This is a genomic window from Nocardia sp. NPDC050793 (assembly GCF_040654065.1).
GTDB lineage: Bacteria > Actinomycetota > Actinomycetes > Mycobacteriales > Mycobacteriaceae > Nocardia.
This window is the reverse complement of record NZ_JBFAHG010000007.1, coordinates 314,933-336,645: the sequence shown is the minus strand read 5'-3', so window position 1 is coordinate 336,645 and position 21,713 is coordinate 314,933. Positions and strand designations below refer to the sequence as shown.

Here is a 21,713-nt window from a genome sequence, read left to right as displayed (position 1 = left end):
CCGACCATAACCGAGCGATGCCGGGTTGTCCGGCGGATCACGGTCGGCGCGGTGTGTCGCGGTGGAGCGGTGCGAACTGCCACCCGAGGCAGACCGGTCGGTTCGCATTTCCGCTGTTCGCGCGGCAGACAACGACACGACAACAACTGGCCGAATCTCCACTCTTGCGGAATTGCCCGGCGTATGCTCGCCGTCGTTCGACCCGTGGGGATCCGCACCGGCGACACATCCTCCGGACCGGAATCTGACGCGCGAGGAGGATGTGGTGACTGCCGTAGCTCCCAGGCCGGAGCCGGAACTCGAGGCCGTCCGGCCGTACCCGCAGCGGGTGGGGCCGAAGGGGTCGTTCATCTTGAAGTTGGTCACCACGACCGATCCGAAGATGCTCGGCCAGATGTATCTGGTCACGTCGATGTCGTTCTTCATGATCGGCGGCCTGATGGCGCTGCTGATGCGTGGTGAACTGGCCAGGCCCGGTCTGCAGTTCCTGTCCACCGAGCAGTTCAATCAGCTGTTCACCATGCACGGCACGATCATGCTGCTGTTCTACGCGACGGCCGTGGTGTTCGCGTTCGCCAATATCGTGCTGCCGCTGCAGATCGGCGCCCCTGACGTCGCCTTCCCGCGCCTGAACGCCCTCAGCTACTGGCTGTACCTGTTCGGCGCGACCATGGCGACCGCCGGTTTCGTGACGCCGGGTGGCGCGGCCGACTTCGGCTGGACCGCGTATCAGCCGCTCAGCGACATCATGCACTCGCCGGGCGTCGGCGGCGACCTGTGGATCCTCGGCCTGGCCGTCTCGGGTCTGGGCACCATCCTCGGCGGGGTCAACATGATCACCACCGTGGTCGTGCTGCGCGCACCGGGCATGACCATGTTCCGGCTGCCGATCTTCACCTGGAACATCGTCGTCACCAGCGTGCTGATCCTGCTCGCCTTCCCGGTCCTGACCGCCGCGCTGTTCGCCATCGCCTACGACCGCCACCTGGGCGGCCACATCTACGACCCGGCCACCGGCGGCGTGATCCTGTACCAGCACTTGTTCTGGTACTTCGGCCATCCCGAGGTCTACATCATCGCGCTCCCGTTCTTCGGCATCGTCTCGGAGATCTTCCCGGTCTTCTCGCGCAAACCGATCTTCGGCTACACGACGCTGGTCTACGCGACGCTGGCCATCGCCGCGCTCTCGGTCGCGGTGTGGGCGCACCACATGTTCGCCACCGGCGCGGTGCTGCTGCCGTTCTTCTCGTTCATGACCTTCCTCATCGCGGTGCCGACCGGGGTGAAGTTCTTCAACTGGATCGGCACGATGTGGCGCGGTCAGCTGACCTTCGAAACGCCCATGCTGTTCTCGGTGGGCTTCATCGTCACGTTCCTGTTCGGCGGTCTGTCCGGCGTGATCCTGGCCAGCCCGCCGCTGGACTTCCACGTCTCCGACTCGTACTTCGTGGTCGCGCACTTCCACTACGTGCTCTTCGGCACCATCGCCTTCGCGACGTACGCGGGCATCTACTTCTGGTTCCCGAAGATGACCGGCCGCATGCTCGACGAACGGCTCGGCAAGTGGCACTTCTGGACCACGTTCGTCGGCTTCCACATGACCTTCCTGGTGCAGCACTGGCTCGGCAACGAGGGCATGCCCCGCCGCTATGCCGACTACCTGCCCTCCGACGGGTTCACCGCGCTGAACACCGTCTCCACCATCGGCTCGTTCATCCTGGGCGCCTCGCTGCTGCCGTTCATCTGGAACGTCTTCCGGAGCGCGCGGTACGGCGAACCCGTCACGGTGGACGACCCGTGGGGCTACGGCAACTCCCTGGAGTGGGCGACCACCTGCCCGCCGCCGCGGCACAACTTCTTCGAACTGCCCCGGATCCGGTCGGAGCGACCGGCATTCGAACTGCACTATCCGCACATGGTCGACCGCATGCGCGCCGAAGCGCACGTGGGCTGGGGCGCGCCGCGGCATGGCCAAGCCGTCAGCGAACCGGCCGCGACGGCGGCCGACCGGGAGGCCTAGGCGCGTCACTCACGAAGGCCGCGGACACCGGCAACAGCTCCGGTATCCGCGGCCTTCGGCTGTGCGGGGGTCAGGCGCGGGTGAACAACGGCGCGACGAAGTGTTCCAGCATCGCGCGTTCGTCGGCGTCGTCGACGCCGGGGACGGCGAGCAGCGAGACGATGAGCCGCGTCAGCCAGCGCGCCAGTTGCGCCCGATCTCGGTCTCCGGCAATCGATTCCGGTAGGAACGCGGCCGCGAGCGCCGCGATGACCTGTGAGGATTGCCCGATCTTCACCGCGAGCCCGGCGTCGGCGGGCCGGAACCAGGCGATCAACAGCGGGTCGGCGCGCACCGCGCGCACCGCGGTCAGCACCGCCGTCACTATGCGCTCACCCGGATCGGCGATTCCGTCGACCTCGGCGACCACCGCGGCGCCGATGCGGCGCGCTTCCCGGTGAACGAAGGCCAATCGCACCGCGTGACGGTTTTCGAAGTAGCGGTAGACCGTCGCGCGGGAACACCCTGCGGCCTTGGCGATATCGGCCATCTGGGTATCGGCGACGCCTCGGTCGGCGAACAGGCGCGCGGCGGCATCGAGGATTCGCTGCGCGGCCAGTTCGGTGCGCTCCTCGGCCAGCCAGTCGGCGCTCATGCCTGCGCCTCGCCGACGTTCATGCGCTCGCCACGAACGGAACGCGCACCGGCCACCGCACGTAGTTGCCCTCCGCGTAGCGGACGCCGTCGAAGTCGACGGTGAAGTCGGGGCAGCGGGCGAGCAGCTCCTGCAGCGCGATGGTGGCCTGCATGCGGGCGGCCGCCGCGCCGAGGCAGTGGTGGTTGCCGTGGCCGAAGGTGAGGATCGTCTTCGGCCTGCGGGTGACATCCAATTCCGCTGCGTCCGGGCCGAATTCGCGCTCGTCGCGGTTGGCGGAGGCGTAGAGCAGCAGCGTCCTCCTGCCCGCGGGGATGGTGACGCCCTCGATCTCCACGTCCCTGGTCACGGTGCGCGCCATGTTCTGCACCGGAGAGGTGAGCCGCAGAAATTCGTCGACCGAGCCGGGGATCAGGCTCGGGTCCTCGATGAGGCGCCTGCGTTGGTCGCGATGCGTGGTCAGCAATTGCACCGCGCCGCCGAGGTTGCCGGTGGTGGTGTCGTTGCCGCCGGTGATCATGGTGAACGCGAAGCCGATGATCTGCAGGATGCCGGGGATGTCGTCGGGTTCGCCGAGACCCGAGGCCACCAAGTGGGTGACGGTGTCGTCGGCCGGTTCGAGGCGGCGGCGTTCGATCATCGCGGTGAAGTACTGGGTGAGCTCGCCGACGGCGGCCTGCGCCGAGTAGACGTTGCCGGTGGCCGAGGCCGCGACGATGCTGTCGGTCCATTCGTCGAACTTCGGCCGATCCGCCTCGGGCACACCGAGATAGTGCGCGACCACCATGGTCGGCAGTGGCTTGAACAACTCGACGGAGATGTCGCCGCCACCCGCTGCACGCAACCGTTCGATGCGCTCGACCACGAATCGCCGTACCGCGGGCCGGATCTCCTCGACCTGCCGCGGGGTGAATCCCTTCGCCACCCTGCGACGGAAGATCGTGTGGTCAGGGGCGTCGGTGAAGACGAACGGTTTGTTCTCACCCAGCCCGATCTTCTCCAGATCGTGGTAGTCGACCGTGATGCCCGAGGCCGAGGAGAAGGTCTGCGCGTCGCGCACCGCGTCGTAGACGTCGCCGAAACGGGAGAGCACGTAGTAGTCCTCGTCGGGACGGCCGTCCGGGATCACGCGGTGGACCGGATCGTGGGCGCGCAGCTCGGCGTACATCGGCCAGGGATCGCGCCAGGTGTCCCCGGACCGGAGTGTGAACCCGCCTGCGTGTGACAAACTCGCTTGCATATATCGACGGTAAGACGAATATCACTGTTTGTCTAGAACGCGTTTCAGTGAAAGGTCGCCTCGGCGAGGCGCGGAGATGAGTCGGCAAACCCCGTTTGTACGCACGAAGGGCCAGTACCAACTGTTATCGTCGTACCTCGCAAGCTCTTCGCAATCGAGTGGCTACATGGCTCGTCCGCTGGCCCGATCGCGTCCACGGAGGTTCCGATGAGCACAGCCGACCTGATCTTCACCGGCGGCACGATCCTCGCGATGGATCCCGAGCACGAGGGCGCTCGCGCGCTCGCCGTGTCCGACGGACGTATCGCCGCGGTCGGCGGAGCGGACGTGCTGATGATGCGCGGACCAGGCACCGAGATAGTCGATCTCGGGGATCGCTGCCTGATGCCGGGATTCGTGGAGGCGCACACCCATCCAACCCAGGATCAAATGCTCTACTCCGACACCGTGATCGATATTCGCCCGGTCACCACCTGCCCGAGCGCGGCGGACGCGCACGCCGCGATCCTGCGCACCGTTGCCGCGGCTCCCGCCGGGCGACCGTTGATCTTCTACGGTCTGGATATCTTGCTGCAGACGGGTTTTCCCGAGCCGACCCGGGCCTGGCTGGACGAACTCGGGCCGGACCGGCCGATCGTGATCTGGCAGGACTCCGGACACCTGGCGTGGGCGAACGGCGCCGCGATGCGATTCGCCGGCCTCTCCGACGACCTGCCCGATCCGGTCGGCGGGCACTACGCGCGCGACGACTACGGGCGCCTGACCGGGAAGGTCTACGAGACGCCCGCGGTGCTGTCGGTCATCGGGCCCGTCCTCGCCGATCAGCTCGCGGGCCCGGATCTGCTGGCCCGCGAACACGCCGACCTCGCCGCGCGGGGCGTCACGCTGTGCAGCGACATGGCCTTCGCCCAGCAGATGCGACCGTTGACCAGCGCGCTCTACCAACAGCAGCGGGCCAAGGTGCGCATGCGGGCATACGAGATGGCCGATCCGGCGGGGGAGACGTACTGTCCGCTGGACAACGGCGACGACATGTTCCGGCAGATCGGGATCAAGATATGGGTCGACGGGTCGCCATGGGTCGGCAACATCGACACCTCGTTCCCGTATCTGAACACGCCGGCCACCGCCGCGCTCGGGCTCGGACACGATCACCGCGGCCACGCCAACTACTCCGAAGAGCAACTGCACGACATCGTCGGCGCGTACTACCCGACGGGCTGGCAGATCGCCTGCCATGTGCACGGCGATCTCGGCGTCGACCTGATCCTCGACGTCTACGAAAGCGCGCTGGCCAGGTACCCGCGCCCGGATCACCGGCTGCGCCTGGAGCACTGCGGGGCGATGACCCCCGAGCAGTTCCGGCGTGCCGCGCGACTCGGCATCACGTGCAGTTTGTTCGTCGATCACGTCTATTACTGGGGCGACGTGCTCGTCGACGACCTGTTCGGCCCCGACCGCGGCGCGCACTGGGTGCGCACCCGATCGGCACTCGATGCGGGTATGCGCGTGTCGTTCCACAACGACTGCCCGGTCACCGAGGAAGAGCCGCTGCGCAATATGGCCGCCGCGGTCACCAGGACGTCGCGCAGTGGACGCGTGCTTGCGCCGGAGGAAAGAATCACCGTCGATCAGGCGCTGCGCGCCCAGACCATCGACGCGGCCTATCAGCTGTTCGCCGACGACATCACCGGTTCCCTCACCCCCGGCAAGTATGCGGACCTGGTCGTCCTCGACCACGATCCGCGGCGGGTGCGGCCGGAGCAGCTGGCCGATATCGGGGTACATGCCACGTATCTGGCCGGAGAGCCGACCTACCACGCCTGACCGGCCTTCTGTTACATGTCACAAGTTCCTCTATTGACTGGACCCAAATCTCACAAGCCATGTTTGATGCGGCCCACCGCACCGTGATTCCCGTTACGTTGGATCGCTGTGCAATTCCGGCCGGAAGGACCCGCAATGACCGCCCCGAACATGGCCGATCCCGATCTCATCGTCTCGGGCCGTCCGGTCTCGACGCACCTCAAGGACACCAGGACGTTGTCCCAGCGCATGGTGGGGCACTTCGTGAAGAACGTGGTGCCGTGCGGCACGCTGCCCGGCGAGGCGCTCAGCGGCGACGTCACCGCCGTGACCAGGGTGTGCCTGGAATTGGCCGTGCAGATGCTCGACGGCAACGAGGGCGGCGGGGACATCGAGCGCGTCGGCGCTGCGGCCGCGGGCTGGGCGCGCGAGGGCATTCCGATCGACACCATCCAGCACGCCATCCACGAAGGCTTCAAACTCGGCTTCGACCTGATCCTGGCGAACGCCACCACCCAGGACCACGAGAGCCTGGTGAACGTGGCCCGCCGCTTCATGGACATTCTCGACACCATCATCACGACGGTCTCGGTGGCGTACGTGCGTGAACTACGCGCCGTGGTGAGCGAACATCACACGGCCGTGCATACGCTGACCTCGGCATTGCTCGGCGGCAACAGCACCTCGACCATGGCCCGCGAATGCGGCATCCAGATCGCCGAGTCCTATCACGTACTCGCGCTGGCGGTGCCGCCGCACCGCGACGAGAGGAATCCCACGCTGGACGGCAAGGTGGTCGCCCGGCGCAAACTGCGCAGGCTGCAGGCCGAGCTGGCCACCCGTTGCGGCGACAGTGCTCTCTCGCTGCTGAGCGTTGACGGTGGCACCATCCTCATCCCGACCACGACCCTCGCCGACGCGGAACTGGACGAACTGGTCACCCACCTGTCCAGGGCCGCCCAGGTTCCGGTGCGCGCCAGCGCGGTCGAGGCCACGCCGGAACGCATCCCGCAGGCCGCCGACCAAGCCCACGAGCTGCTCGACATGGTGCACCGGATGAACAGCGTGTCGGGTCTGTACCGCTTCAACGACCTGGCACTGGAATATCAGCTCACCCGCCCCGGCCCGGCGCGCGACTTCCTCGGCTCGCTGCTCGATCCGCTGGACGACTACCCCGAATTGCTGGAAACCTTGCAGGTGCATATCGGCACCAACTTGAACCGGCAGCGGACCGCGCGCCTGCTGCATGTGCACACCAATACCGTCGACTACCGCCTCAAGCGGATCGGTCAGCTGATCGCGTTCGACCCGACCCAGGCCTCGGGCCTGTGGTATCTGCGCTCGGCGCTGGTCGCCCGCGCGCACCGCACCGGAGATCCGGCCGGCAACATGCCTCCGCTCGCCAGATACGACGAGCCCGAACGTGGGGGCGAGCAGGACGCAGTGGTGCACGACATCGCGGCGTCGCCTCGCGTACGGCGTTCCTGACGGGCCTCGGCGTGCGGCGCCGGGCTGCACGCCGAGGCGGGGTGGGTCAGCGGGGCAGAGTGACCGGATCGGCGCAACTGGCGAGCGCGTCCACGAAAGAGCACTCCTTCGGCAGTCGCGTCGGCAGGTAGTCGGCCGGGACGCCACCTTCGCCAGTGATGGCGCGGTAGGCCGCGACCGCGTCGGTGGGCCGCCTGGTCAGCGCGGGGTCGGTCAGCACGTCGACGGTGTAGAGGCCGAAACGCGGGGTGTAGGAACCCCATTCGTAGTTGTCGGTGAGGCTCCAGTAGTTGTAGCCGATCAGGTTGATGCCGTCGGCCTTCGCGCGTTGCAGCCAGTAGACGGTGTCGCGGAGATTGTCGGCGCGACTGTAGGCGTCCCAGCGCGGCAGGCCGTTCTCGGTGGGCATACCGTTCTCGACGACGTATAGCGGCTTGCCGGGGAAGGCGTGCGAATAGTGTTGCAGCGCATAGTAGATGCCCTCGGGCTGTAGCGGGTTCTTCCACAGCTCGGTGAAGTTCGTCATCCCGGTGAGGTTGTCGGGGGAGAGGCCGTAGTAGTAATCGATGCCGATGTAATCCAGCTTGGCGGCGATCTTGTCGATGAGCGGCTTGTTGACCGCGTCCTCGGCGGCGGGGATGTAGGCGACATTGCTGGTCACCATCGCGCCGGGCTGCACCGCGTGGATGTGGTCGTAGATAGCGTTGTGCGCCTGGGCGATTCGATCGTGCATGACGGGTGCGTCGGCGGCCGCGATGCCGCCGTGGCGGATCTCGTTGAGCACGTACATGATCGGCTCGTTGAAGGTCACCCAGAGGGGATCGGCCTCGGCGTAGCGGTCGACCACCCGCCTGGCGTTGGCCAGCCAGTCCTCGACGATGGCCGGATTGCGCCAGCCGCCGCGGTCGACCTCCCACCCCGGGTAGACCCAGTGGTCGATGGTCAGCATCGGCTGCATGCCGGCGGCCTGGATCGCGGCGATCACGTTGTCGTAGAAGCGGAATCCGGCCTCGTCCCACTCGCCGGGCCGGGGCTGTAGCCGCGCCCACTCGATGCCGATGCGGTACACCCGCACCCCCAGCTGAGCGGCCAGCTCGATGTCCGACCGGTACCGGCTGTAGAAGTCGATCGCGTTCTCGTACGGATCCTCGGTCTTGCCCGCGGCCACGTATCGCGACCAATTGCTGTCCGGCGCATGGCCTTCCGACTGATAACCGGACGCGGCGACGCCCCACAGGAAGTCGCTGCCGAACGGCTGCACCTGCGTGGGCGGCGCGGGGCGGGCCTGCACCGGCGCGTTACCGCCGACGAGCAGCGCGGCGGTGGTGGCGGCGAGGGTGACCAAGACGTGGCGGCGACTGGGGGATCGCATCGAACTCCTGTTCCGAACGGGTGACCGGCGCTCGTGGACCTCCGGTGCCGAGAGCGCCGGGTCGGGTGGGATCACGGCGAACACTGTAACTGGTCACCAAACCGCATCGGGGGAGGATTGCGATGCGCGGCAAGCGGACTCGGGGAGGGGAGGACCCGGAGTGGTGGGCTTGTCGGTCGGGGGAGGGAGTGGCAGGTCGAGCCCGGCTCGCTCCTCACGGCAGTGACTGCGCATCTCGGTGCCGGTGGGGCTTGGCCTGTCCAACAAACAAAATGCTGATACGTAGATATGCGCATCTATCTATGAAACCTCACCTTCACAAAAACGACACCACGGGCCACTTTCAGCCACAACCAAGCGAAAGATCCGAAACCGCCAAAGCTTTAGACGAGGAGGGAGCGCAACGGCACCGAGAACCAGCGCGGCGGATCGGAACGAAACGGGATCAGTCGGTGACAACCGCCGTGGCGATGACGTAGCCCTTGGGATCGCGCCAGGTACGACCGGGGTGGTGCGCGAACCAGTCCTCGACGTCGGCGCTGAGATCGGCGAGGACGGCGTCGCGATCGGGGTGGTCGGCCGGGATGCCGCGGGGGCCGAAGATGGCTTCGGCGAAGCGGATGAGCGGTGCCGGGGTGTCGAAGACGAGCGCGTTGTCGTGCCGCTGGACTCGCACGGCGCCGAAGACGTCGGACATCAGCCCGGGCAAGGTCTCCGAGTCCACGGACCGGAATGGCGTCTCGCCGAGGTCGATGCCGTAGCTTGCGGCGTGCGCGTCGACGAGTTCGCCGAGGTGCAGACAGGTTTCGGCGTGGTTGACGACGACCGCGACGGTGCCGCCGGGTTTTGTGGTGCGGCGGAATTCGCGCAGCGCCGTCGCGGGGTCCGGGACGTGGTACAGCATATGGCGGGCGGTTAGCACATCGAAGCTGTTGTCGTCGAAGGGGATTCGGCGGGCATCGGCGCGGATGCCGCGCACTCCGGGGACGGAGTCGGCCGCGGCGACCATGGCCGCGGACGTGTCGATGCCGAGAAGCGGGCCCCGGTGTCCGAGCGCGACCAGCTTGGCGAGGAAGCGGGCGTCGCCGCAGCCGACGTCGGCGAGGTACTCCGTGCCGGAGAGGTCGAGCGCGGCGAGCACGTCGGCGCTCGGGTCGTGTGGCTCCTCGGAGTAGCGCTCGTGAGTGTCGATCCGCACCCTCAGCGGGGTGGGATCGGCGTATTCGGCGTCGAGACGGCTGCTCATCGGTGCACGTCCTCCGGTCCGGTCGGCGGTGGTGACGCTCCCTTCTGGCGGTGAGCGTACTCCGGACGGGGGTGGCGACCGCGCTTTTTCGTGCCCGACTCGGCCGACGGTCAGGTCCGCGTGGCCGCGGATACCGCGACCGGAGCCGCGTCGGGAGTGCCGGGGGCGTGGTGTTCGTCGTCGAGGACGGGTTCGCCGAGGCCGATCTTGCGCTGGATTCGCTGCATCCACGCCGGGGCCCACCAGCACCTGTCGCCGAGCAGCTTCATCACGGCGGGAACCAGCAGCATGCGCAGGAGGGTGGCGTCGATGAACAGTGCGGCGATCATGCCGTAGGCGATGTACTGCATCATCACCAGATCCGAGAAGGCGAACGCCCCGGTGACCACCAAGAGGATGAGTGCGGCGGCGGTGATGATGCCGCCCGTGTGGGCGGTGCCGACGCGGATGGCCTCGGTGGTGTCCGCGCCCCTGGCTCTGGCTTCCACCATGCGGGACAGCAGGAACACCTCGTAGTCGGTGGAGAGCCCGTAGATGATCGCGATGATGAGCACCAGTACCGGGGACATGATCGGCTGCGGCGTGAAATTGAGCAGCTCGGCGCCGTGACCGTCGATGAAGATCCACGTGAGGATGCCGAGGGTGGAGCCGAGGCCGAGTGCGCTCATGAGCGCGGCCTTGATCGGTAGGACAATGGATCCGAAGGTCAGGAACATCAGCAGCGTGGTGACGAGCACGACCGCCGCGATCATGTACGGCATGCGGTCGAGGAGGGTGTCGATGCTGTCTTCCTGGATGGCGGGCTGGCCTCCGACGAGGAGAGTGAGACTGTCGGGCAGGTCGAGCGCGCGCAGGTACTCGATGGTCGGGCCCGCGTCGTTGGAGTCGGCGAGGGTGGCGCGCATGCGGTAGAGGTCGGTGCGGCCGGGCGCGGAGGCGGGCACGCTGAATTCGCTTGCGAGTCCTGGCGCCTGATTGACCTGGCGATAGAGCTGGCCTATCGCGGCGCGGTCCTCGGAGACGACGATGAGCTGGAGCGGGTCGGGCTGGCGTTTGGGGAAGAGTTCGTCGAAGTGCTGCTGGGCGAGTCTGGTGGTGTTGTCCGGCGGCAGGTAGGTCTCGCTCATGCCGCCGAAGGAGAGGTTTTCGATGGGGATGATGAGCAGGCAGAGGCCGAGGACGATCGGAACGGCGACGCGGAGTGGGCGGCGCATGACCCAGTCGGTGGTGCGACCCCAGAAGCCGTTCTCGATCTCGGCGGCGGTCTTGGTGCGGCGGAATCGGCTGAGGCCCAGGCTGTCCACGCGCGGTCCGAGAATGCCGAGCGCGGCGGGCAGGATGGTGATCGCGGCGAGGGCCGCCAGCAGGACGGTAGACATCGCGCCGTAGGCGAGGGATTTGAGGAAGCCCTGCGGGAAGATCAGCAGGCCGCCGAGGCTGGCGACGATCATGGCGGCGGAGAAGACGACGGTGCGGCCCGCGGTACTGACCGTGCGGCGGACGGCGGTGCGGGTGTCGTGGCCTGCGGCGAGTTCTTCGCGGAAACGGCTGACGATGAACAGCCCGTAGTCGATGGCGAGTCCGACGCCGATCATCGAGACGACGCCGGTGACGACGAAGTTGACCTCGGTGAAGTTGGTGAAGATCCGCATGATGCCGTTGGCGCCGGTGACGGTCAGCGCTCCGATGGCCAGTGGCAGTGCGGCGGCGGCGAGTCCGCCGAAGACGAAGAACAGCAGCACCGCGACCACGGGGAGAGCGACGACCTCCATGCGGTGCACGTCGTCGGTGAGGGTGTCGGTGAGCGTGCCTGCGATGGGTTGCAGACCGGCGACTTGGACGTCGACGCCGGGAATGTGGAAGTCGTCCTTGACCTTTCGGTAGTTGCGCGCCATTTCGGTGTCGTCGTCGCCGCGGATGGCGATGAGGACGAAGGCGTGCCTGCGGTCTTCCCTGGCGAAGAGGGGGCCGCTGGCTTTGCCGGTCTCGGTGGCCCAGTAGGCGCCGTTGATGCCGGCGATCTCGTCGGGGTGGTCGCGCGGGAGGTTGTCGAGGTGGGCGACGACGGTGCGGGTGAGTTCCGGGTCGTCGACGGTCTTGCCCTCGGGTGCGGTGACGAGCAGGACGACGTCGGCTTCGTGGTCGCGGCCCCATGCCTCGTCGGCGATGCGGCTCGCGCGGGCGGATTCGGAGGTGGGGTCCTCCAATCCGCTGGAGCTCAGGTGGTTTTCGATGCCGATGCCGTAGCTCGCGAGTGCGAGCAGTCCGGCGACCACGAGGCCGAGGACGCCGAATCGGTATCGGTGGACCAGATCCCCCCATCGCGCGAACATCAAAGGTCTCCGTGAGGGCAGGGGTGGGCGTCGGGGGCCGGGTTCGGTCGGTGAGCCGATGCTGCTGCGCGGAAGACCAAGGGGCCGCGTCCTTTCCGTGAGGTGGCGGGTGTCGCCTTCTAAAGTACAGACGAGGGTGAAATGAAAGTGTTTAACTATTGATTCCGTGGCGTGCGCCACCGGTTCGCTTCGTACACATGTGCGGTCGGTGATCGGACGCAGGTCTGCGCGCGTGTGAATTGCCCCGCTTCGGGGCGCGCGGACCGGACGGGATCGCCGCGCCGTGGCACGATGCGGTTATGGCCTCGAATCCGTTGCCGACCTTGGCTCGGCGCTTCGCCCAGCAGCGATGGGTGATGCGTCTGGCGCCGGTGGTGCTGCCGCTGGAGCGGTTCGTTCGGTGGGTGAGCCGCGGCCGGATGGGCGTGCTCGACCTAGTGGGTCTGCCGTCGATCGAGGTGACCGTGGCCGGGCGCAGGACCGGCGTGCCGCGGACCGCGTCGCTGCTGTATGTGCCGCGGGGCACAGATTTCCTGGTGATCGGTTCGAACTGGGGGAGTCCGAAGCATCCGGCGTGGTCGGCGAATCTGCGTGCGGCGAGCACCGCGACGGTCCGGCATCGGGGTGAGCGTTTCGCGGTGCGGGTCACCGAGATCACCGGGGTGGAGCGCAAGCGGGCCTGGGATCTGGCCGTGGAGTTCTGGCCCGGCTACGAGATGGAGTACGAGCTGTCCGGTGGCCGCGAGTTCCGGATCTTCGAACTGCGCAGGGAGTGAACGCGGTCAGTCGATTTCGGCTCGCACGGCCGCGGCGAAGGCGGCGATCGCGGGATGGGAGTCCGCTCCGGCGCGGCACGCGATGGTCGTGGTGCGTGCGATCGGGAGCCGGATCAGTTGGACGCCGGGAGGGGGATCGGTGGCGCTGAGTTCGGGGACGAGGGCGACGCCGTGTCCGGCGGCGACGAACGCCAGCACCGTGCTGAAGTCGTCGACTTGGTGGCGGATGCACGGCCTGAATCCGGCGGCTTCGCAGGCGCGGATCGTCATGGTGTGGCAGCGGGTGCCCGCGGTGGCCACGATCCAGGGTGCGTCGCGCCAGGTGCCGAGTGTGGCGCCAGGGGCGGCGGAATCGGTGGCGAGGAACATGGCTTCGCGGTAGAGCGGTGCGGTGTGCACGCCGGGTTCGGGCGGGAACGGCACCAGGTCGTAGTCGTGGACGAGGGCGACGTCGAGTTCACCTGCGCGCAGTGCGGCGGCGACCCTGGCCGGATCGAGTTCCGTCACACGGGGTTCCAGTCCGGGGTGGGCGCTGGCGAGCCGGGTGAGGGTGGCGGGGATGAAGGCCTGGGTGGCGCTGGGGAACGCGCCGATGCGCAGTGGTCCGGTGAGTCCGGCCCTGGCGTCGGCGAGATCGGACTCGGCCTCCTCGAGCCGGGCCAGCACCGCGTCGGCGTGGGCGACGAGGGTATGTCCGGCGGGGGTGAGGGTGACGCGGCGTCCGGTGCGTTCCAGGAGGGCGACGCCTGCTTCGCGTTCCAGTGCGGTGAGTTGCTGGGAGACCGCGGAGGGGGTGAAAGCCAGTGCTTCGGCGACGGCGGCGATGGTGCCGCGTCGCGCGAGTTCGCGGAGCAGGCGCAGTCTGCGCACGTCGAGCATCAGTGGAGCTTACGCTCAGCAGAACAAATACGAACTGGTGCTTAACTTCGGGGTGCGGCACGCTGGCCGTATGCACCGATTTCGAGGAATTTTCGTACCGCTGGTCACGCCGTTCACGGCCGAAGGCGCCGTCGCGTGGGACGCGCTGGAAACGTTGGCGCGCGACGTGCTCGACGAGGGTGCGGCGGGTCTGGTGGCGCTCGGCACGACCGCCGAGGCGGCGACGCTGGACGCCGAGGAGCGGCGCGCGGTGATCGACGTGTGCGCGCGGGCGTGCGCGGCGGCGGGGGCGCCGCTGATCGTCGGGGCGGGCGGCAACGACACCCGCGCGGGTGTCGGCGCGCTGACGGAGCTCGCCCATTGGCCGCAGGTCGCGGCGGCGTTGGTGCCGGTTCCGTACTACACGCGGCCCACCGAGGCCGGTGTCGTCGCGCATTTCGCGCACCTCGCGGCGAGCTCGCCGGTGCCGCTGATCGTGTATCACATTCCCTACCGGACCGGACGTGCGTTGAGCGCGAAGACGTTGCGCGAACTGGCGGCCCTGGGCGGTGTCGTCGGCGTGAAGTACGCGGTCGGCGGTGTGGATGCCGACGCGGTGGATCTGCTCGCCGATCCGCCCGCGGATTTCGCGGTGCTGGCCGGTGACGACGCATTTGTGTCGCCGCTGCTCGCGCTGGGCGCGGCGGGTGGCATCGCGGCGACCGCGCAGCTGGCGACCGCGCGCTATGTCGCTCTCGAAAATGCTTGGCGGACAGGCGACCTGGTGGTCGCGCGGGCGATCGGCGCGGAGCTGGCCTGCGTCTCGTCGGCGGCGTTCGCCGAGCCGAATCCGACTGTGATCAAGGGGGTGTTGCACGCGCAGGGGCGCATTCCGAGCCCGGCGGTGCGACTTCCGCTGCTGCCTGCCGCGCCGGAATCGGTGGATCGGGCGCTGGCGGCGCTTGTCGATCACATTCCATCCCGATAGCCGATTGCTATTCTGACGTAGTCCGGTGCCGCCGGGCGGCGGGAACCGCACAGACCGGAGGGCGTTGTGAACGATCGTCGCGGCGCGTTGCAGGAGTACCTGTTGCGGACTCAACCCAGGACCGTCAACCGCGGGCGGATGGTGGTCGTGGAGCGGGAGCTCACCCGGGCGGTGCGCGGCGGCGTGCCGGGCGCTGTCGTCGAATTCGGTTGTTACCGCGGCGGAATGACCGCGTGGATGCGCGCCGTGCTGGACGCTCTCGAGGCGGATGCGCCGGTGCACGCCTACGACTCGTTTCGCGGGCTGCCCGCGGTCGGCCGCCACGACAGCGACCATCTGGCCGAGGGCGAGTTCACGGCGTCGGTCGGCGACGTGCTGAGGCTGCACGAGCAGTTCGGTCTGCGCCGCCCGCACGTGCACGCCGGTTTGTTCGCCCACACTCTGCCCGAGCAACTGCCCGCGCGGATCGCGTTCGCCTATGTGGACGGCGACCGGTACGAGTCGACGACGCAGTGCCTGCGCGCTGCCCTGCCGCGGCTCGCGCCCGGCGCGATCGTGGTGTTCGACGACTATGCCGATCCCGCAGCGTCACTGCCCGGTCATGCGGTCGCGCAACCGAAGGCGCCGGGGGTGATGAAGGCGTGCGAGGACGTCTTCGGCACCCCGCTGGCGGTCACGTCGGTGTGCGAGGACCCGACCTGGGCGCTGGGCGTTTATCGGCACACGGTGCCGCCGACCGTCGCGGCGATGATGTCCGCGCGGCCGGAGACCGCCCGCTGAGCAGTGGTCTTCTCTGGCTTGCACCGCCGCTGTGCACGCCAGCAGGGCGGAGGAAACGCGCAGGGTGGCCGCCGCGCCGCGGTGGTGCTGGCCGCGCGCCGACTCACCGCCCCGGAACGACCCCGCCGGACCTGCGCGAATGCTGGGAGTTTGCCGGGAATCGATGATCGCCGAGCGGGCACGGGCGTAGACTCACCGGATCGCTGCGTGACCATCCACTTCGAGGTGATGTCGCATGGTCGATCCAGAGGTGCTCATCGCCGGCGCCGGTCCGGTCGGACTGACAGCGGCCATCGAGTTGGCCCGACGCGGAGTGACATGCCGGATCATCGACGCGGCCGCCGAACCGCCGCGCTACGCCAAAGCGGTCGGCATCCAACCGCGGACGCTCGAGGTCTTCGAGGGCATGGGGGTGCTGCGGCAGGTGCTCGACTCGTCGATCGAGCTTCGCGGGCAGATCGTGTACGTCAACGGCGTCGAAGTCGAGCGCGTCGCGCTCACCCTGCCCGCCGACATCCCTTACCGGTTCGTCGGGCTGCCGCAGTACGAGACCGAACGGATTCTGCGCAAACGCCTGGATGCCACCGGCCTGCACGTCGAACGGGGCACGGAGCTCACCCACTTCGAACAGGACGACTCCGGCGTGCACGCCGTGCTCACCGATGAGAAGGGCGAGCGCCGGGTGCAGGCGCAGTATCTGATCGGTTGCGACGGCGCGCACAGCGTCGTGCGAAAGGGGTTGGGGCTCAGCTTCGAAGGCGCGGCGTTCGCCGAACAGTACATGCTCGGCGATGTCGAACTGGACTGGTCGCTGCCGCGCGGCTACGGCGTCCGCTCGATGCACCGCACCGACGGCGTGACCGACGATCTGCTGGTGTGCATACCGTTGCCCGGTCCGTACCGGTATCGGGTCTCGATGCTGGTGCCGGAGGAACTCGCGACCGCACCGGCGACTGTCGAGCACGGCTTCGAAGGCAGTCATCCGCCCGAGCTGCACCACATCCAGGCGGTGCTCGACCGGTTGGCCCCCGAACGGGTCACCGCGTCGAGCCTGCGCTGGTCGTCGGTGTTCCGGATCAGCCACCGCATCGTCGACTCCTATTCGCGCGCAAGGGTGTTCGTCGCCGGAGACGCCGCGCACATTCATCCGCCCACCGGCGCGCAGGGCATGAACACCGGCATTCAGGACGCGCACAACCTCGCCTGGAAGCTCGCGCTGACTCTCGCGGGCATCGGCGCGCCCGACCTGCTCGCCAGCTACGACGCCGAACGCAGGCCCGTCGGTGCGGAGGTGGTCGGGCGGACCGTGCGTAGCGCGCGGGAAGGCATCGGCGCGGGGGAGGCCAACCCCGGCTTCGTCATCCGCCGCGAAGCGCAACTGCTGATCGACTACTCCGCCAGCCCGCTGGTGAGCAATGCTTCCGCCGACATCCGCGGCCCGCTGCCTGGACAACGCGCCCCCGACGCGGCCGGTCTGGCCCGGGACGCCGTCGCCTTCCCGATCCGGCTGTTCTCCTTGCTCGGGCGCACCGATCACACCGTCCTGATCTATGTCGACGACACCGCGGGCCCCGAGTCGTCGGCCGCGGTGGCCGCGCTCACCGATGCCGCGCGGCGCGCCGCGCACGGCCGGGTCGACGTCTACCTCATCGCCGCCGCCGACATCGAACCCGAATCCTCACCGCTGCCGGTGATTCGCGACCGCGACGGTGACTTCGCCCGCAGCTACGGCGCGAAAGGGTTGTGCGCCTATGTCATCCGGCCCGACGGCTATCTCGGCTTCACCGAGCACGCCCCGACGCCCGAGGATCTGACCAAGCACTTCGCGTCGATCTTCCGCTGAACCGGGTTCAGCGAGGCAACAGAATCTGGATGAGCTGCCGAGCGAATTCCCGTGCGTCGGTGCGGATCCCGTTGTGCGCGCCGGGAAACTCCACGACCTCGAGACCTATCCGGCTCGCGATCTCCACGGCCGGGCGATACGGCAAGCAGCCGCGGGTCTCCTGGCCGACCGCGAGAATCAGCCGATCCGGCACCCGCGCCAACGCGGCGTAATCCGGTATGTAGGAAGTGAATTCGCGCAGTTCGTGCTCGATCATGAGCGGCCCGTTGGCGGCGAGGCGGACCCACATCTCGGCGGCGCGGGGCGGCAATTGCGAAGCCTCCGGAGCGGGTTTCATGGCCGCCGGGCCGATACCGGCAAGGAACCGGGCCGCGGCGGCGGCCGCGCCCTCTTGCCGCAGCAGCGTGTAGACCTCGTCGACCATGGCGCGATGCACGGCGGCGTCGGGCAGCACCGCAAAACACGGCGGTTCGTGTGCGACCAGCGTCCGCACCCGATCGGGATGGCGCGCCAGCAGCTCGAGACCGACGATGGCACCACTGCTGGTGCCGCACACGAAAGCCGGACCGTCCGACAGGTGGGCGAGCAACCGGTAGGTGTCGTCGCTCTGGACGGCGACGTGCTGGGTGGCGGGCGCGCCGTCGTCGAGGGCGCTGCGCGAATAGCCGCGCGGGTCGAGCGCCGCGACGGTGAAATGCTGGGCGAGTACGTCGGCCATGTCGTCGAACACGCCGGCGTCGCCGCCACCGCCGGGAACCAGCAGCAGTAGCGGGCCGGTACCGCGCACCTCGTAGTAGAGGGTCGCGCCGGGGACGGACAAGGTCTCGGATCTCATCGCGGATCTTTCTCTGCGGACGTGGACGGCCACTGCGACAGCGCCAGGTGCAGTGCGTCGAGAATGTGACGCCAGCTGGCGTCGGTAGGTCGGGAGTGGGCGAAGCCGCCCGCCGCCTCCAAGGTGGCGAAGCCGTGAAACGTGCTGCGCAGCAAGCGCCCTGCGTCGGTGAGTTCAGGGTCGGTCAAGTCGTAACCGCGCAGCATCGACACCGTCAGCTCGATACCGCGCAGCATCGCCGGTTCGTCGGCGACCTCGGCCGGATCCATGCGAATCTGGGTCGCCGCATAGCGGCCCGGATGTTCCAGCGCGTACGCGCGATAGGCGTCGGCGAACGCGATCAACGCGTCCTTGCCCGAGCGGCCCGCCACGGCGATGCCGATCCGATCGTTCATCTCCGCACCGGCCAGCAGCCCGACCTGCTTCCGCAGATCGTGCAGATTCCGCACGTGGACGTACAGACTGGGATCCCGCACGCCGAACCTGCGGGCGACCGCCGAGAGGGTGACGTTGTCGAACCCGATCTCGTCGGCGAGTTCGGCTGCGGCTTGGACGATTCGGTCTCGGGACAGACCTGCGCGGGGCGACATCGCGGCCTCCTTCCTACGGCAAGTAGGTTATAACCTAATGCTCTTAGGAACAAATCCCAGACCAGCTTCCGGAGAGGATGCCCACCACTGCCGGTGGCGGGCATCCTCCTCTCTGCGGTCAGCCTCGACTTCCTCCCTCCGACCGGCATCGTCGAGCCGCATGCGGTGGGACGCGCGGGATTACGCGGCGGTCGCTGAGCCGAACCAGTGCGACAGCGCTTCGCGCAGCATGGGTGCGGCGGTATCGGCCGGTTCGCCGATTGTCGCGGCCCAGGCAATGTGCCCATCCGGGCGGATCAGCAGCGCGTCGGCCGGTCGAGCATCGGTATCGGCGGTGCGAATGTCGATGCGGTGCGCCCATTCCCGGCCGATCTCGCGGAGCTCCGGGCGGTCGGCCAGGTCGAGGAAGACGGGCCGTCCGGCGTGCATGAGTTCGGCGACGCTCGTCGTGCCCTGGTCGGTGTGCAGGGCGAGATCGGCTGCGAAGACGCCGGTCAGGGCGTGCTCGCCGGGCATCGGGTAGCGGATGTCGGTGCCGCCCACCAGCGCTCCCACGCGGCGCAGAGCCGGTTCGTCGCTGAGCAATTCTTGGAAGACCTCGCGCAGCGAGTCGGCGGCCTCATCGTGACCGCGACGCAGCGCCACCTGCGCCCGGGTCTGCAGTCGTGCCCGCGCACCGGCGAAGTGGCGTTCGTCGTGATAGGTATCCAGCAGTCCGGCCGGAGCCCAGCCCTGGATGTGGGCGGCCAGCTTCCAAGCCAGGTTGACCGAATCGAGCATGCCGACATTGAGCGCGGTGCCGGTGGCGGGCAGCAGGTGCGCCGCGTCGCCGGCCAGCAGGATCCGCCCGTCCCGGTACCGTTCGGCCTGCCGATCCTTGAAGGTGAAGCGCGACAGGCGCTTCGGATCCGACATGGGGAGATCCACGCCGAGCACGCGGCGCACGCTGTGGGCGAGCTCGGTCAGGGTCAGCGGCTCGTCATCGTCGTAGTCTGCGGTCTCGTCCTCGACGGTTTGCAGGAACAGACCCCCGGGGTTGGGTGCGAACGCGAACATACCGCGGTCGGTTCGGTTGAACCCGAAGGGAAGCCGGCCCAGCCCGGGGATATCGATGTCGCCATTGTCGTGCACGGTGACCGAATCGCCGACGGAGACCTGAGCGACCCGGTTGACCTCCGGATAGGTGGTGCCGGGGAACCCGATACCGGCCAGGTCGCGGATCCGGCTGCGGCCGCCGTCGCAGCCCACCAGGTAGCGGGCGGTGAGCTGGTACGGTCCGTCCGGCCCGCGCACCTGCGCGGTCACCGTGGCGTCGTCCTGGCCCACCCCGACCACCTCGTGTCCGCGGCGAATCTCGGCGCCGAGTTCGCGGGCGCGTTCACCGAGTAGTCGTTCGATCTCCATCTGCGGAAGCGGCACCGCCCGCATCGGCGGGTCCGCCAGCTGCGTGAAGTCCACATGCGTTCCGCCGAAAGGGAATCGAGTGGCCACGTGCGGGTCGCTGCTGGCCGCTTCGAAGCGATCCAGAATGCCGCGGTAGTGCAGCACGTCCAGGATTCGACCGGCGATACCGCTGGCCTTCGGGACGTCTCGGGGCTCCAGATGCTTCTCCAGCACCAGCGGCCGCACACCGGCCAGGCTCAATTCGGCGGCCAGCGTCAGCCCGGCCGGGCCGGCGCCCACGATGATCACGTCGATGTCGGTCACGCATTACTCCCAATGTCCGCAGATTCTGGCTTAGGCCGGCAATTCTGCGGCATACCCCGGGTCTTGCCGCAAGGCCCCCGGTGGGCTATATGTTGAGAAGGGAAAGGATCGAGTACTCTCCGTTTTCCCGCAAAATCCCCCCAAACGGTACGGGAACCAGCCTCCGTCGACGGTGCGACGCCTCGGCGGTTTGCGGTGTCGGCCGGTCACCGTTCGTCGTAGGTGCGGCGGGCCGTGGCGATGTACTCGCGGTGCTGTTCGGCCCAGTCGATCAGGGCACCGACCTCGCGCGACAGCGTCCGGCCCGCCGCCGTCAGGTCGTAGTCCACGCGTGGCGGGGAGGTCGGTGTGACGGTTCTGGTGACCAGCCCGTCGCGCTCCAGGCTGCGCAGGGTGAGGGTCAGCATGCGCTGGGAGATGCCGTCGATCGAGCGACGCAGTTCGGTGTATCGGCGCGGTCCGGTGCCGAGCATCGCCATGATCAGCACGCTCCACTTGTCGCCCACCCGATCGAGCACATCGCGCAGCTCACAGGTGGCCGAAGTCGCGGTGACCTGCGTGGAAACATCGGTGTGCGTAGCGAATTCCGAAGTGCCTTCTTCTCTCACCCCGGCAGAGTCGCCCAGAATCCTGTCGAGCACAAGTAGTGACCAACGCACAAAAAGTGTGTTTCCGCACAGGAGGAAACCGTGACCGCCGACCTCACCGCCCTGCCCGCCCGAACCGGGGCCAGGCCCACCACGACAGGGCTGGAGATTCCGCACGATCAGCTCGAGGCGTTCTCGCCGCCGCGGATCCGTTCGGCGCTCATCGAATTCGCACGCTCGCTGCCCGGCGTGCTGACGGGTCCGAGCGCGGTGTCCGAACCGGGATCGCTGGCCTTCCGGATGCCCCGCCGTGACCGCGACTTCGACGCGTTCCTGCATCCCTCCGTCGACGAGTTCGGCCACGTGCACCGCTCCGGATTCATGCACCTGACCGTCCCGGCGAGTTCCCTTGCGGCGCTGATTGATCTGGGGTGGGTGGAACCCCATCCGATCAGCAGGCGACCCGAGTTCCCCGGCACCATCGTCATGTTCTACGCGCCGCGCGACACCGACGAACTGACCGTCGCGACCGCCGTGCTGCAAGCCTCCTACGACCAGGCCGCTGCCTGAGCACTCAGCGCGCCGTCGCGTGATCGACTCGGCGACAGGT

The 21,713-nt window shown here is 68.2% G+C and carries 18 protein-coding genes; 8 read left to right on the top strand and 10 right to left on the bottom strand.

Annotation, left to right across the window (positions count from 1 at the left end; all coding sequences use genetic code 11):
* Positions 1-265 precede the first annotated feature (265 nt).
* A complete protein-coding gene (ctaD, locus tag AB0H50_RS24730; protein ID WP_357456839.1) occupies positions 266-2,020 on the top strand; it encodes a cytochrome c oxidase subunit I in 1,755 nt (584 codons plus the stop codon).
* 70 nt (positions 2,021-2,090) lie between these two features.
* Here the strand turns inward: ctaD and AB0H50_RS24725 are convergent, their stop codons facing one another.
* Entirely contained in the window at positions 2,091-2,654 is a 564-nt protein-coding gene (locus AB0H50_RS24725) for a TetR family transcriptional regulator (protein ID WP_357456837.1), read from the bottom strand.
* Positions 2,655-2,673: 19 nt separating this feature from the next.
* Positions 2,674-3,894 (bottom strand): cytochrome P450, encoded by a 1,221-nt coding sequence (locus AB0H50_RS24720; RefSeq protein WP_357456835.1) that lies wholly within the window; start codon positions 3,892-3,894, stop codon positions 2,674-2,676.
* A 207-nt stretch (positions 3,895-4,101) separates the two neighbouring features.
* Here AB0H50_RS24720 and AB0H50_RS24715 point away from each other — a divergent pair, with 207 nt between their 5' ends.
* Positions 4,102-5,721 (top strand): amidohydrolase, encoded by a 1,620-nt coding sequence (locus AB0H50_RS24715; RefSeq protein ID WP_357456833.1) that lies wholly within the window; start codon positions 4,102-4,104, stop codon positions 5,719-5,721.
* A 135-nt stretch (positions 5,722-5,856) separates the two neighbouring features.
* On the top strand, positions 5,857-7,188 hold the full coding sequence (locus tag AB0H50_RS24710; RefSeq protein ID WP_357456831.1) for a helix-turn-helix domain-containing protein: 1,332 nt from the start codon (positions 5,857-5,859) through the stop codon (positions 7,186-7,188).
* A 46-nt stretch (positions 7,189-7,234) separates the two neighbouring features.
* Here the strand turns inward: AB0H50_RS24710 and AB0H50_RS24705 are convergent, their stop codons facing one another.
* From AB0H50_RS24705 to AB0H50_RS24695, 3 genes are all read right to left on the bottom strand, one after another.
* The gene (locus AB0H50_RS24705) at positions 7,235-8,560 is read right to left on the bottom strand and encodes a family 1 glycosylhydrolase (RefSeq protein ID WP_357456829.1); all 1,326 of its coding nucleotides are present in this window, start codon (positions 8,558-8,560) and stop codon (positions 7,235-7,237) included.
* A 445-nt stretch (positions 8,561-9,005) separates the two neighbouring features.
* Positions 9,006-9,806: a class I SAM-dependent methyltransferase gene (locus tag AB0H50_RS24700; RefSeq protein WP_357456827.1), complete on the bottom strand. Its 801-nt coding sequence runs from the start codon at positions 9,804-9,806 to the stop codon at positions 9,006-9,008.
* 110 nt (positions 9,807-9,916) lie between these two features.
* A complete protein-coding gene (locus tag AB0H50_RS24695) occupies positions 9,917-12,139 on the bottom strand; it encodes an MMPL family transporter (protein ID WP_357456825.1) in 2,223 nt (740 codons plus the stop codon).
* Between the two features lie 299 nt (positions 12,140-12,438).
* Here AB0H50_RS24695 and AB0H50_RS24690 point away from each other — a divergent pair, with 299 nt between their 5' ends.
* On the top strand, positions 12,439-12,915 hold the full coding sequence (locus tag AB0H50_RS24690) for a nitroreductase family deazaflavin-dependent oxidoreductase (RefSeq protein ID WP_357456823.1): 477 nt from the start codon (positions 12,439-12,441) through the stop codon (positions 12,913-12,915).
* Positions 12,916-12,921: 6 nt separating this feature from the next.
* Here AB0H50_RS24690 and AB0H50_RS24685 read toward each other — a convergent pair whose 3' ends face one another.
* On the bottom strand, positions 12,922-13,794 hold the full coding sequence (locus tag AB0H50_RS24685; protein ID WP_357456821.1) for a LysR substrate-binding domain-containing protein: 873 nt from the start codon (positions 13,792-13,794) through the stop codon (positions 12,922-12,924).
* 70 nt (positions 13,795-13,864) lie between these two features.
* On the opposite strand from AB0H50_RS24685, the gene AB0H50_RS24680 reads away from it, so the two are divergent.
* The 3 genes from AB0H50_RS24680 to AB0H50_RS24670 all read left to right on the top strand — a co-directional run bounded on the left by AB0H50_RS24680 (position 13,865) and on the right by AB0H50_RS24670 (position 17,384).
* Positions 13,865-14,761 carry a dihydrodipicolinate synthase family protein gene (locus AB0H50_RS24680; RefSeq protein WP_357456819.1) on the top strand — a complete coding sequence of 299 codons (897 nt, stop codon included), beginning with the start codon at positions 13,865-13,867 and terminating at the stop codon, positions 14,759-14,761.
* A gap of 66 nt (positions 14,762-14,827) precedes the next feature.
* The gene (locus AB0H50_RS24675) at positions 14,828-15,541 is read left to right on the top strand and encodes a TylF/MycF/NovP-related O-methyltransferase (RefSeq protein WP_357456817.1); all 714 of its coding nucleotides are present in this window, start codon (positions 14,828-14,830) and stop codon (positions 15,539-15,541) included.
* 235 nt (positions 15,542-15,776) lie between these two features.
* Positions 15,777-17,384: an FAD-dependent monooxygenase gene (locus AB0H50_RS24670; RefSeq protein WP_357456815.1), complete on the top strand. Its 1,608-nt coding sequence runs from the start codon at positions 15,777-15,779 to the stop codon at positions 17,382-17,384.
* 7 nt (positions 17,385-17,391) lie between these two features.
* Here the strand turns inward: AB0H50_RS24670 and AB0H50_RS24665 are convergent, their stop codons facing one another.
* The 4 genes from AB0H50_RS24665 to AB0H50_RS24650 form a co-directional block, all read right to left on the bottom strand.
* A complete protein-coding gene (locus tag AB0H50_RS24665; protein ID WP_357456813.1) occupies positions 17,392-18,219 on the bottom strand; it encodes an alpha/beta fold hydrolase in 828 nt (275 codons plus the stop codon).
* Positions 18,216-18,809 (bottom strand): WHG domain-containing protein, encoded by a 594-nt coding sequence (locus AB0H50_RS24660; protein ID WP_357456812.1) that lies wholly within the window; start codon positions 18,807-18,809, stop codon positions 18,216-18,218. The genes AB0H50_RS24665 and AB0H50_RS24660 overlap by 4 nt, the downstream gene beginning before the upstream one ends.
* 180 nt (positions 18,810-18,989) lie before the next feature.
* Positions 18,990-20,516 carry an FAD-dependent monooxygenase gene (locus AB0H50_RS24655; RefSeq protein ID WP_357456810.1) on the bottom strand — a complete coding sequence of 509 codons (1,527 nt, stop codon included), beginning with the start codon at positions 20,514-20,516 and terminating at the stop codon, positions 18,990-18,992.
* Between the two features lie 206 nt (positions 20,517-20,722).
* On the bottom strand, positions 20,723-21,043 hold the full coding sequence (locus AB0H50_RS24650) for a helix-turn-helix domain-containing protein (protein ID WP_357456990.1): 321 nt from the start codon (positions 21,041-21,043) through the stop codon (positions 20,723-20,725).
* Positions 21,044-21,205: 162 nt separating this feature from the next.
* Here AB0H50_RS24650 and AB0H50_RS24645 point away from each other — a divergent pair, with 162 nt between their 5' ends.
* Positions 21,206-21,673, top strand: a complete 468-nt coding sequence (locus tag AB0H50_RS24645; protein WP_357456808.1) for a luciferase family protein — start codon at positions 21,206-21,208, stop codon at positions 21,671-21,673.
* Positions 21,674-21,713 lie beyond the last annotated feature (40 nt).